Annotated in this window: 10 protein-coding genes; 5 read left to right on the top strand and 5 right to left on the bottom strand. The window is 71.7% G+C overall.

Annotated elements, in window-relative coordinates:
- Positions 1 to 103: 103 nt before the first annotated feature.
- The 5 genes from G5V58_RS14310 (at position 104) to G5V58_RS14290 (ending at position 4,005) form a co-directional block, all read left to right on the top strand.
- A complete protein-coding gene (locus G5V58_RS14310; protein WP_165233950.1) occupies positions 104 to 952 on the top strand; it encodes an SDR family NAD(P)-dependent oxidoreductase in 849 nt (282 codons plus the stop codon).
- A 100-nt stretch (positions 953 to 1,052) separates the two neighbouring features.
- Positions 1,053 to 1,214 carry a hypothetical protein gene (locus G5V58_RS14305; protein WP_165233947.1) on the top strand — a complete coding sequence of 54 codons (162 nt, stop codon included), beginning with the start codon at positions 1,053 to 1,055 and terminating at the stop codon, positions 1,212 to 1,214.
- Entirely contained in the window at positions 1,214 to 1,732 is a 519-nt protein-coding gene (locus G5V58_RS14300) for a PH domain-containing protein (RefSeq protein WP_329957525.1), read from the top strand. Before G5V58_RS14305 ends, G5V58_RS14300 begins: the two co-directional genes overlap by 1 nt.
- A gap of 688 nt (positions 1,733 to 2,420) precedes the next feature.
- Positions 2,421 to 3,368 (top strand): co-chaperone YbbN, encoded by a 948-nt coding sequence (locus G5V58_RS14295; RefSeq protein ID WP_165233944.1) that lies wholly within the window; start codon positions 2,421 to 2,423, stop codon positions 3,366 to 3,368.
- Positions 3,369 to 3,462: 94 nt separating this feature from the next.
- Positions 3,463 to 4,005 (top strand): GAF domain-containing protein, encoded by a 543-nt coding sequence (locus tag G5V58_RS14290; RefSeq protein ID WP_165233942.1) that lies wholly within the window; start codon positions 3,463 to 3,465, stop codon positions 4,003 to 4,005.
- Here G5V58_RS14290 and G5V58_RS14285 read toward each other — a convergent pair.
- The 5 genes from G5V58_RS14285 to G5V58_RS14265 form a co-directional block, all read right to left on the bottom strand.
- Positions 3,894 to 4,664, bottom strand: coding sequence for an NUDIX hydrolase (locus tag G5V58_RS14285; RefSeq protein ID WP_165233940.1), 771 nt, complete (start codon positions 4,662 to 4,664; stop codon positions 3,894 to 3,896). The two genes, G5V58_RS14290 and G5V58_RS14285, sit on opposite strands and share 112 nt — an antisense overlap.
- 9 nt (positions 4,665 to 4,673) lie before the next feature.
- Positions 4,674 to 6,884, bottom strand: coding sequence for a 1,4-alpha-glucan branching protein GlgB (glgB, locus tag G5V58_RS14280; protein WP_165233938.1), 2,211 nt, complete (start codon positions 6,882 to 6,884; stop codon positions 4,674 to 4,676).
- On the bottom strand, positions 6,884 to 8,263 hold the full coding sequence (locus G5V58_RS14275) for a maltokinase N-terminal cap-like domain-containing protein (RefSeq protein WP_165233936.1): 1,380 nt from the start codon (positions 8,261 to 8,263) through the stop codon (positions 6,884 to 6,886). The genes glgB and G5V58_RS14275 overlap by 1 nt, the downstream gene beginning before the upstream one ends.
- Entirely contained in the window at positions 8,260 to 9,915 is a 1,656-nt protein-coding gene (gene treS / locus G5V58_RS14270) for a maltose alpha-D-glucosyltransferase (RefSeq protein WP_230487357.1), read from the bottom strand. The genes G5V58_RS14275 and treS overlap by 4 nt, the downstream gene beginning before the upstream one ends.
- A gap of 137 nt (positions 9,916 to 10,052) precedes the next feature.
- Entirely contained in the window at positions 10,053 to 12,020 is a 1,968-nt protein-coding gene (locus tag G5V58_RS14265; RefSeq protein ID WP_165233932.1) for an alpha-1,4-glucan--maltose-1-phosphate maltosyltransferase, read from the bottom strand.
- Positions 12,021 to 12,322: the final 302 nt, after the last annotated feature.

Genomic DNA, 12,322 nt, shown 5'->3' with positions numbered 1-12,322 from the left:
CGACATGCGGTGCCCTCCCGGTCGGGTTTTCGACGCGGTCGCCACCGACGCTGGGGTCGGATGGCCCGGACGGGCCATCCCGGGCGACCGATAGCCTCCGGGCGTGGCGGAGGAGCGGGTCGCGGTCGTGACCGGCGTCGGGGACGGCTCCCTGGGCGAGGCGACCGCCCGCGCGCTGCGCGAGCGGGGCTTCCGGGTGCTGACCTCGACGCGCACCTGCGCGACCACCGACGACACCCACGCCCTGGAGCTGACCAGCCGCGACTCCGTCGACGGGTTCGCCGACTGGGTCGAGCGCTCCTCGTCCCGCCTCGACGTGCTGGTCAACAACGCCGGCGTCCACCTGGACCTGCGCTCGGCCTGGCACGAGCCGCACCTGGTCGACGGCTACGAGGTGCACTGGCGCACCAACTACCTCGGCACCGCCCAGCTCACCCGGCGGCTGCTCCCGCTGCTCCTGGCCACCGCTGGGGCCGAGGGCGAGGCCCGGGTCGTCGAGGTCGTCTCCCAGCTCCACGCCCGCGGGCGCAACGAGGGGCTCGACGGCCACCTCTCGCCGTACGACTCCTGGGCGGCGTACGGCACCTCCAAGCTGGCCCTGGTCCACGAGGCGCACGAGATCGAGCGGAGGTACGGCGCCCAGGGGCTGCACGCCTACTCGGTGCACCCCGGCGCGATCGCCACCAAGATCGCCGACCGCGGCCTGGAGACCGCGCCGCTGCTGGCCCGGCTGCGCAAGCTGGCCGCGCCGCTGGAGCGCAGGGCCCTGCTCACCCCCGACGACGGCGCCCGCACCGTCGTCTTCTGCGCCACCTCGCCGCTGGCCGAGCCCGGCGGCTACCACCGCGCCTCGGCCCCGGCCGCCGCCTCCGAGGACGCCCGCGACGAGGAGGCCGGCCGCATCCTGTGGGACGCCACCACCCGCTGGGTCGAGCGCGGCGAGCGCCCCTGACGAGGCGGCTCCGGCGCGTCGTACCCGGGTCACAGCAGTCACTCTGGTACCAAAGGGACGTACCCGTGCCCACTTCCCCAGCACGACAGGACGGACCACCATGAACAAGGGCGTAGTCGCCGTGCTCGTGGTCTTCTTCGGCTTCTGGTTGTTCACCGACCCCCACGGCCTGGCCGGCTTCACCGCGAACAGCGCCGACGCCCTCAGCAACTGGGGCGAGAAGCTGTTCGACTCGGTCATCACCTTCCTCGGCGACCTCTAGTGCTGGCTCGCCTCACCGAGCCCGACGTCGGCCGCTACCTGCTGCGCGACGAGGACGAGGTGGTGGTCGACGAGGTCCGCCGCCACTGGATCGTCTTCGTCCTCCCGGTCGTCGAGCTCCTGGTCGCCGTCGTGCTCATGTTCGTCGGCACCTTCGTCATCGCCCCCGCCGACCCCGGCGGCTGGCTGGTCCTCGTCGGCCTCGCGCTCTGCCTGCACTCCGCCTGGGTGACCGTCCGCGAGCGCCGCGAGTGCTTCGTGGTCACCAACATGCGCGTCTTCCGCCTCCACGGCGTGCTGAACACCCACCGAGCGACCATGCCCCTGAGCCGGATCCTCGACATCACCGTCGACAAGCCGATCACCGGCCGCATCCTCGGCTACGGCCACCTCACTTTCGAGTCCGCCGCCCAGGACCAGGGGCTCCGCGAGATCAAGTACGTCGGTCGGCCCGATGCTCGGGACCTCAAGATCCAGCGGGTCGTCCAGGTCGTGGGGCTCCGAGGTCCTCGGCGGTAGTTCGGTTCTGGCGGCTTCGGCTCGTGGTGCGGGCTCTCGGGTTCTCGGCCGCCTGTGGACTGACCCGGCCCCCGTCGGATCCGGTGTTCACCGCCGAAGGCAACCGACGCCGTGTTGCACGCGACTGCTTCCAGCCCACTTGCGTTGGGTGTGCGTGCCCCACGCCGCGGATTCAGCCTTCGACGGCGAACTCCGGCCCGGCGGGGGCCGGGTCAGCCCACAGGCGGCCTGGTCTGGCGGCGGCACCGTCTCGTCTCCGCCTTCACGGGTGGGGGTGGGGTGCGGTGCGGGTTGCCGCGGCCGGCGCCGCCGAGAACTTGTAACGCGCAGTTATCGGATCTTCCGACCCGTCGCAACGGGTCGGAAGATCCGGTAACTGAGCGTTACAAGTGCGTGGCGGCGGACCGCAAGCGTGGCCGCCGGAGGCGGCCGCGCATTGCGGGCGGGGCTTGCCCCGCCCTTGAGCGCGTCTCACCGCCCCGACCGGGTCCCGCTGTCAAGGACGAACCACTCGGGCCGAAGGCCCCGCCGTTCGCCGCTTGCGGCGCCGAAGGCGTCCTTGACAGCGGGAGTCGGGGTGGTGAGCGCGCGGCCGCAACGCAATTGATCACCCGAACCAGCAAGAACCGGCGACGGGGAGCAGAGCCAGGGCGGTACGGAGGGGAACCGCTTCTCTAGGATGAAGACCATGACGCAGCAGCCGTTCACGCGCCCCGGAGCGATCGACCTGTCGGGCCTCAAGCGGCCGGCGGCGGGCGGTGGAGCGCCGAGTGGGGAAGCCCCGGGCGGCGGCGCGGCGGGCGGCGGTGCGTCGTACTGGCTCGACGTCACGCAGGAGAACTTCCAGGCCACGGTGGAGGCGTCGCTGACGGCTCCGGTGCTGCTGGTGTTCTCCTCCGCCTCGCGGATGCCCGAGAGCGCCCAGATGGCCCGCGACCTGGCCACGGTGGCGGAGGAGTACGAGGGCCGGTTCCTGGCCGGACTGGTCGACGTCGACGCGCAGCCGGCCATCGCGCAGGCGGTGCAGCTGCAGTCCGTGCCGTTCGTGTTCGCGGTGCTGGACGGGCGGCCGCAGCCGTTGATGCAGGACCTGGCCACGCTGGACCAGCTGCGCTCGGCCATCAACTCGGTGATGCAGCAGCTGACGCAGCAGGGGATCACCGGACGGCACCAGCCGCGGCACGCGGCGCCGGCCGAGGGCGACGAGGACGGCGAGGCCGGCTTCGACCCGCGGTACGCGCCGGCGCAGGACGCGCTGGAGCGCGGGGACTACGACGGCGCGGTGGCGGAGTACGAGAAGCTCATCGCCGCCAACCCCGCGGACGCCGAGGCCGCGGCCGGGCTGGCCATGGCCAGGGTGCTGCAGCGCACCGCCGGCGCGGACGAGGCGCAGGCGCGGGCGGCGGCCGAGGCCGCGCCCGACGACGTGGCGGCGCAGACGATGGTGGCGGACCTGGACCTGCTGACCGGACAGGTCGACGCGGCCTTCGGGCGGCTGGTCGAGCTGGTCCGGCGCTCGGCCGGCGACGAGCGCAACCAGGCGCGCGAGCACCTGCTGGGCCTGTTCGCCGCGGTCGGCAACAAGGACCCGCGGGTCCTCAAGGGCCGGCAGGCGCTGGCCAGCGCGCTGTTCTGAGCTGAGGCCCAGGCGCGGTCGACGAGCTCGGCCCGGTGGGCGCTCACCGCGGAGCTGACGTGGATGGGCGCTCGTGCGGGTTACCGGGCAGCACGTGGGGGAGGAGCTGGACGAGGTCTGCGCGGCGGTCCGCGACGTCTTCGCGGCCCGGGCGTGCGTGTGCGGGCTGGTCCGTGGCGACGTGGTCGAGTTCGTGGCCGGGGACGGGCAGGGCGCCGAGCGGCTCAAGGGCACCCGGCTGCGGGTGGGCCAGGGCATCGCGGGGTACGTCGCGCAGGCCGGCGTCGCGGTCGAGGTGCACGACGTGCCCACCGACGAGCGGTTCGCCTCACACCTGCCCGTCCACGAGGAGTACGTCCCGGCCACCCTGATCGGCGCGCCGCTGTTCGACGACCACGGCGCCGTCCGCGGCGTGCTGCACGTCCTCGACCCCGCCTGCGAGGTGCTGGACGAGCTCCGCGACGCGGTCGGCTCGCCGCTGCCGGTCCTGCGCGTCGTGGCCGACGAGCTGGCCCGGATGGCCGGTCAGACCCGGCCCGACTCCGAGTACGCCGTGCCGCCGCCGGTCTGGACGTTGTCGAGGGCCGAGGCGATCCGGCGGGCGGTGAAGTCGGCGCAGCGCTCGCGCACCTCCTGAAGCGTGCAGAACGCCGCGTCGCGGATCTCGCGCTCCTGGCGCACCACGTCGTCGAGGATCGACGGGTCGTGCACGCCGCCGTCGAAGACCAGGCACAGTGCGTCGTCCCAGCCGCTCCACGGCGGCAGCCAGTCGGTGAGCAGCAGCCGGCCGGCGGGGAGCTGGAGCGCGAGCTCCTCCTCGATCTCGCGGGTCACCGCGAGCTGCGGCGACTCGCCGACCTCGACCACGCCGCCGGGCAGGTCCCAGTCCTGCTTGTAGGTCAGCCGGCACAGCAGCACCCGGTCCTCGGGGTCGCGGACCAGCATCTGCGCGATCGCGCGCTTGCGCGGCAGGAACGAGTTGAGCAGGGCCCGGAACCCCTCCGGCTCCTGGGCGGGCAGGTCGCCGGCCAGTCGCGCGTAGACGATCCGGTCGGTGGCGACGCCGTCGACCGCCACCCCGCCGCGCATCACGCCCTCGCGCCGCAGCCCCGACCAGGTGGCCACGCGCTGGGCGCCCGGGTCGGTCGGGTCCACCCACGCCTCGACCCGCTCGTGGTCGGCCAACGCCTGCGCCACGGCCGCCTGCACGTCCTCGATGGGCTGGCCCTCGGGCCACTCCACGCGCGCGACGCCCTCGCCGACGGTGGTGACGCGGACGCCCCCGGGATCACTCACAGGCGCAGGCTAGTCGGCCTTGCGGAACCACACCGTGGCCAGGGGCGGCACCACGATGTCGGCGTACGCCGGCTGGCCGAGGTGGTCGCCCGCCACGGCCGTGACGCCGCCCATGTTGCCGACCCCGGAGCCGGTGTAGGAGGACGCGTCGGTGTTGAGGACCTCCTCCCACGTGCCGGTCGACGGCAGGCCGAGCCGGTAGCCCTCGTGGGGGATGGCCGCGAAGTTCGCCAAGCACACCAGGTCCGGGTCGTCCGCGGAGACCGGCCGGCGGATGAAGGAGAACGTGTTGCGACCCGCGTCGTTGGCGTCGATCCACTGGAACCCGGCGGGGTCGTCGTCGCGCCACATCGCGGGGGAGTCGGTGTAGACCCGGTTGAGGTCACGCACCAGGCTGTGCACGCCGCGGTGCTCGGGGTGGTCGAGCAGCCACCAGTCGAGCTCGCGGGCCTCGGCCCACTCCGACTCCTGACCCATCTCCGCGCCCATGAACAGCAGCTGCTTGCCCGGGTGGGCCCACATGAAGCCGAGGTACGCGCGGAGGTTGGCCAGCTGCTGCCAGCGGTCGCCGGGCATCTTGCGCAGCAGCGAGCCCTTGCCGTGCACGACCTCGTCGTGGCTGATCGGCAGCACGTAGTTCTCCGACCAGGCGTAGACGAGCGAGAACGTCATCTCGCCGTGGTGGTAGGAGCGGTAGAGCGGGTCCTCCTGCACGTAGCGCAGCGAGTCGTGCATCCAGCCCATGTTCCACTTGAAGCCGAAGCCCAGGCCGCCCGAGGAGGTCGGTCCGGTGACCTGCGGCCACGACGTCGACTCCTCGGCGATGGTGGTGACGCCGGGGGTGCGCTTGTAGACGGTGGCGTTCATCTCCTGCAGGAACTGCACCGCCTCGAGGTTCTCGCGGCCGCCGTACTTGTTCGGCGTCCACTCGCCCTCCTCGCGGGAGTAGTCGAGGTAGAGCATCGAGGCGACGCCGTCCACCCGCAGGCCGTCGGCGTGGAACTCCTCGAGCCAGAACAGCGCGTTGGCGTAGAGGAAGTTGCGCACCTCGTTGCGCCCGAAGTTGAAGATGTGCGAGCCCCACTCCTTGTGCCAGCCGCGCTGGGGGTTGGGGTCCTCGTAGAGCGGGGTGCCGTCGAAGTTGGCCAGCGCCCACGGGTCGGTGGCGAAGTGGCCGGGCACCCAGTCCAGGATCACGCCGACCCCGGCCTGGTGCAGCTTGTCGACCAGCAGCCGGAAGCCGTCGGGGTCGCCGAAGCGGCTGTCCGCGGCGAAGTACGACGTGACGTGGTAGCCCCACGAGCCGCCGAAGGGGTGCTGCATGACCGGCATCAGCTCGACGTGGGTGAAGCCCAGGTCCGCGAGGTACGCCGGCAGCTCCTCGGCCAGCTCCTCCCAGGTCTTGCCGCGGCGCCACGAGGCCAGGTGCATCTCGTAGACCGACATCGGCTCCTGGACGTGCCGCTTCTCCGGGCGCACCGCCATCCACGCCTCGTCGCCCCACTCGTAGGTCGACTCGAAGACCCGGGACGCGGTCGCGGGCGGCTGCTCGGCCCACGTGGCCATCGGGTCGGCCTTCTCGCGCCACTGCCCGTCCGCACCGAGCACGGCGTACTTGTAGGACGTGCCGCTGCCCACGTCGGGCATGAACAGCTCCCAGACCCCGGAGCTGCCGAGCTCGCGCATCGGGTGCTCGCGGCCGTTCCAGGCGTTGAAGTCGCCGAGCAGGCGGACCGCGCGGGCGGCCGGCGCCCAGACCGCGAACGACGTGCCGGAGATGGTGTCGCCGAACGGGGTGTCGTAGTGGTGCACCCGCGCGCCGAGGACCTGCCACAGCTGCTCGTGGCGGCCCTCGTTGATCAGGTGCAGGTCGACCTCGCCCAGGGTGGGCAGGAAGCGGTAGGGGTCGTCCTGGACGTGGGCGTGCCCGTCGCCGTACTCGACCTCGAGGCGGTAGTCGGGGACGTCCTCGACCGGCAGCACGCCGACCCAGACGCCCTCGTGCTCGTGGGTCAGCTCGTAGGTCGTGCCGTCGCCGTGGCGCACCGCGACCCGCTGGGCCATCGGTCGCAGCACGCGCACGGTGACGCCGCCGTCGTGCGGGTGCGCGCCGAGGATCGCGTGCGGGTCGCCGTGCTCGCCGCGGACCAGCTGGTCGAGCAGCGCGACGTCGACGGGCAGGACGGACGGGCTCGTGCTGCTGCTGGGAGGGGTGGTCATCAGGCTCCGATCCTGGCCACGGCCTGGAGGGGGATGACCACCCAGGACGGCCGGTTGCGCGTCTCGTAGACGGATTCGTAGACGGCCTTGTCGGCGACGTAGGCGTCGAGCAGCGTGTGCTCGGCCTCGCTCAGCCCACCGCCGGCGTACGCCGTCAGGAAGTGGTTCTTGTTCCGCTCGGCCCACTCCTCCGCGCGGGTCGCGACGAGCGCCGCGTCGGTGTCGTCGGAGGTGCCCAGCGAGCGCTCGACCACGCGCGGGGCGTAGTCGAAGCTGCGCAGCATGCCGGCCACGTCGCGCCACGGGGAGTCGGGCAGCCGGCGCTCGGCCAGCGGCTTGACGGGCTCGCCCTCGAAGTCCACGAGCTTCCAGGCCAGCGAGGTGCGCAGGGTCTGGCCGAGGTGCAGGTCGCCGTGGACCCGCTGGACGTCGAGCGAGCCGAGCCCCGCGACGCGGGCGAACAGCGCGCGGAGCCGGTCGGCGTGCTCGGCCAGCTCCGGCACGGCACCCACGGCCGACTCGAGGCGCTGGGTCATGGTCGCGGCCAGCTGGGCGGTGTCAGTGCTGCCGGTCGGGAACTGCTCGCGCAGCCGCTCGTGCACCTCGCGCAGGGCCTCGCCGAGCCGGTTGGCCTCGCCGGCGAAGTCGCCGCCGGAGTCGTGGGCGTGCACCTCGGGGTCGGCGTACAGGCTGCGGACGCTGGCCAGCGCCAGGTCCCAGCCGTCGGTGGCCGTGCGCAGGAACTGCTGGATCATGGCCAGCTGCAGCGGCTCGCCGTCGTCGTCGGCCGCCTCGAGCCAGCCGTAGAGCGCGGCGATGTTGCTGCACTCGCTGCGGGTGAGCGCCTCGTGGATCTCGATGTCGGGGTTGAGCCCCGGGGTGACCTTGCGGAACACCTTCATCAGGGCGTCCTCGCCGAAGGCCACCGAGGAGTTGGACTGCTCGCCGGAGAACAGCGTGGAGTGCGCCTCCAGGTCGAGGTCGTGGCCCGGCAGCCGGTGGAAGACCAACGGGGGAGCGGAGGTCTCACCGTCCGCGGCCGAGGCGAACGCGCGCTGCCACAGGGCCATCGCGTCGCGGTCGTGCAGCGCGTCGTAGGCGTGCACCCAGCCGTGCTGGGCGTCCTCCCACCAGCCCACGAAGGCGTGGTCGAGCCGGTGCTTCGGGTGCTCGTAGAAGCTCAGCGGCACCTGGTAGAGCTCGGTCCCACCCTCGGGGTCGGTGTAGGCGACCTCCACGAGGTGGATGACCACCAGCGGCGGCCCGTCGGGCAGCTGCGCGACGGTGCGGACGTCGGTGACGGCGTACGGGCGTCCCTTGCCACCGAACCAGCGGGTGCGGTCCAGGTAGTCCGAGATGACCTGGGGGTCCGGGGTCACAGGAGCTGCGCCTCCTCGGGGTCGTCGACCGCGGTCAGCCGGAACCAGTAGAAGCCGTAGCCGCCCAGGGTCAGCAGGTACGGCAGCTCGCCGATGGCCGGGAACGGCGCACCGCCGATCAGCTCGACCGGCACCATCCCCTCGAAGCGGCGCAGGTCGAGCTCGACCGGCTGGGGGAACCGCGACAGGTTGTTGACGCACACCACGACCTCGGTCGAGCCGTCGTCGTCGACGTGCTCGCGGGCGTAGGACAGCACCGAGGGGTTGGAGCCGCCCAGGTCGGCGAACGAGCCGAGCCCGAAGGCGTCGTGGCGGCGGCGGATCTGGAGCATCCGGCGCATCCAGTGCAACAGCGAGGAGGGGTTCTCCAGGTGGGCCTCGACGTTCACGCTCTGGTAGCCGTAGACGGGGTCCTGGATGGCCGGCAGGTGGAGCTTGCCGGGCGTGGCCGACGAGAAGCCCGCGTTGCGGTCGGGCGTCCACTGCATCGGGGTGCGCACCCCGTCCCGGTCACCGAGCCAGATGTTGTCACCCATGCCGATCTCGTCGCCGTAGTAGAGCACCGGCGAGCCGGGCAGCGAGAGCAGCAGCGCGTTGAACAGCTCGATCTGGTTGGTGTCGTTGTCCAGCAGCGGGGCCAGGCGCCGGCGGATGCCGATGTTGGCCTTCATGCGGGGGTCCTTGGCGTACTCGTCCCACATGTAGTCGCGGTCCTCGTCGGTGACCATCTCGAGGGTCAGCTCGTCGTGGTTGCGCAGGAAGATGCCCCACTGGCAGCCCGACGGGATGGCCGGGGTCTGCTCGAGGATCTCCGAGATGGGGAAGCGCGACTCGCGGCGCACCGCCATGAAGATGCGCGGCATGACGGGGAAGTGGAAGCACATGTGGCACTCGTCGCCACCGGACTCGTAGTCGCCGAAGTAGTCCACGACGTCGGCCGGCCACTGGTTGGCCTCGGCCAGCAGGATCTTGCCGGGGTACTTCTCGTCGACGTGGCGGCGCACCTTCTTCAGGAACGCGTGGGTCTCCTGGAGGTTCTCGCCGTTGGTGCCGTCGCGCTCGTAGAGGTAGGGCACCGCGTCGAGCCGGAACCCGTCGAGGCCCATGTCGAACCAGAAGTCGACGGCCTCGAGGATCGCGTCGTGCACGGCCGGGTTGTCGAAGTTCAGGTCGGGCTGGTGGGAGAAGAACCGGTGCCAGAAGTACTGCTGGCGCACCGGGTCCCACGTCCAGTTCGACGGCTCGGTGTCGACGAAGATGACCCGGGCGTCCTGGTACTTGTCGTCGGTGTCGGACCAGACGTAGAAGTCGCCGTACGGGCCGTCGGGGTCCTCCCGGCTGGCCTGGAACCACGGGTGCTGGTCACTCGTGTGGTTCATGACGAAGTCGATGATCACGCGGATGTCGCGCTTGTGGGCCTCGTCGAGGAACAGGTGGAAGTCGTCGACGGTCCCGATCTCGGGGAGGATGTTGACGTAGTCGGCGACGTCGTAGCCGCCGTCGCGCAGCGGACTGGAGAAGAACGGCGGGATCCACAGGCAGTCCACGCCCAGCCACTGCAGGTAGTCGAGCTTCTCGATGAGGCCGCGGAAGTCGCCCGTGCCGTCGCCGTTGGAGTCGCGGAAGGAGCGGACCAGCACCTCGTAGAACACCGCGCTCTTGAACCAGTCGGGCGTGCTGCCCTCCTGGTCCGGGAACGGGTCGGCGTCCGGCGGTGCCTCGGTGTCGGTGCTCTCCACCGGCTCGGCCGGTGGCGCCACGACCTCCAGGTCGGTCCCCGCGTCGGTGCTCAACCGTTCCTCCTCACGCTCAGGACGTGCGCCGGCTCCGCGTAGGGGTCGAGTCGCACGTAGTTGTGCTGGCCCCAGCTCCACTCCTGGCCGGTGATCTCGTCGTGCACGGCGAAGGTGTCGCCCCACTCCATGCCCAGCGCGGGCAGGTCGAGGTGCACGGTGGTCTCACGGGTGGCGTGGGGGTCCAGGTTCACGACCGTGATGACCACGTCGTCGTCGCGCTGTTTGGAGAAGACCAGGACGTTCTCGTCGTCGCTGCTGTGCACCACGGTGTTGCGCAGCAGCTGCAGCGCCGGGTGGGCGCGCCGGATCTGGTTGAGCCGGGTGAGGTACGGCGCGAGCGTGCGCCCCTCGCGCTCGGCGGCGTCCCAGTCGCGGACCCGGATCTGGTACTTCTCGCTGTCGAGGTACTCCTCGCTGCCCGGGCGCACGGCCACGTGCTCGAACAGCTCGTAGCCCGCGTAGACGCCCCAGCTCGGGACGCTGGTGGCCGCGATCGCCGCGCGGATCTTGAACGCCGCCGGCCCGCCGTACTGCAGGTAGGCGTGGAGGATGTCGGGGGTGTTGACGAAGAAGTTGGGCCGCATCACGTGGTCGCTCTCGGCCGACACCTCGCGGAGGTACTCCTCCAGCTCCCACTTGGCGTTGCGCCAGGTGAAGTAGGTGTAGCTCTGGTGGAAGCCCACCGCACCGAGGCCGTGCATCATCGGCGGCTTGGTGAAGGCCTCGGCCAGGAACAGCACGTCCGGGTCGGTGCGGCGGATCTCCTTGAGCAGCCACTCCCAGAACGCGACCGGCTTGGTGTGCGGGTTGTCCACCCGGAAGATCCGCACCCCGTGGCTCATCCAGTGCTTGACGACGCGGAGCACCTCGCGGCAGATCCCGACCGGGTCGTTGTCGAAGTTGATCGGGTAGATGTCCTGGTACTTCTTGGGCGGGTTCTCGGCGTAGGCGATGGTGCCGTCGAGCCGGGTGGTGAAGAACTGCGGGTGGGTCTTGACCCACGGGTGGTCCGGAGCGGCCTGCAGGGCCAGGTCGAGCGCCACCTCGAGGCCGAGCCCGCGGGCGTGCTCGACGAAGGCGTCGAAGTCCTCGAGGGTGCCGAGGTCGGGGTGCACGGCGTCGTGGCCGCCGTCCTTGGACCCGATCGCCCACGGGCTGCCCGGGTCGGCCGGGCCGGGGGTGAGCGTGTTGTTGGGTCCCTTGCGGTTGACCTCGCCGATCGGGTGGATCGGGGGGAGGTAGATCACGTCGAAGCCCATCGCGGCCACCGCGTCCAGGCGCTGGGCCGCGGTGCGGAAGGTCCCGCTGACCGCCGTCCCGTCCTCGTCGAGGTAGGCGCCCTCGGAGCGGGGGAAGAACTCGTACCAGCTGCCCCAGAGCGCTCGCGGGCGGTCGGCGTACGCCGGGTAGGGGCCCTCGACGGTGACCAGCTCGCGGAGGGGGTGGCGCTCCATCACCTCGACCAGGGCCGGGTCCTGGAGCACGGCCAGCCGCGCGGCCGGCGGCCGGCCGGGGTCGCCGGCGGCGTCGATCGCGCCCTGGAGGACCTGGCCCTCGGCGCTCTCGGGCGCGACCTGGTCCAGGACCTTCTGGCACAGGAGCTTGCCCTCCTCGAACATCAGCTCCACGTCGACGCCGGCCGGGATCTTGAGCCCGGCGTTGTGCTCCCAGGTGGCGACCGGGTCGGACCAGGCGTGGATCTCGAAGGTCCAGGCGCCGGTCGCGTCCGGGGTGACCCAGGCGTCGTAGCGGTCGGGGACGGTCTCGTGCTTGACCATCCGCACCGGGGGTCGCTGCTCGCCGTCCGGGCCGGTCAGCACGACCTCGGCGGCGAGCCGGTCGTGGCCCTCGCGGAAGACCGTCGCGCGGACGGGGAACGGCTCGCCGACCGTCGCCTTGGCAGGCTGACGGCCCAGGTCGACCACGGGCATGACGTCCATGACGGGGATGCGACCGACCATTGCTCCAACCTAGCGAGACGACGGGGGCGGGGGACAAGCGCGGGACCGCTGCGGACCGAGCGCGAGCGACCGCCCTGTACCCACCCCTGCTCGACTCGTGCAGGCCGTCTCGGGGACGCGCTCCCGGGGCCTCGCCGGGACCGTGCCGCGACGCAGGTGCGGGTGGGTGCGTCCCCATGTCGCACCCACCCGCGCTGGCTCAACGACGCTCCACCCCGTCCGTTATGGCCAGGTCGGCACGGCGACGAGTAGTCCAGGCGGGTGGGTTCTGGACGAAGGCTTGGAACGATCAAAGAACCTGC

The sequence above is a fragment of the Nocardioides anomalus genome (genome assembly GCF_011046535.1).
GTDB lineage: Bacteria > Actinomycetota > Actinomycetes > Propionibacteriales > Nocardioidaceae > Nocardioides > Nocardioides anomalus.
This window is presented reverse-complemented; position numbering and strand designations above follow the sequence as displayed.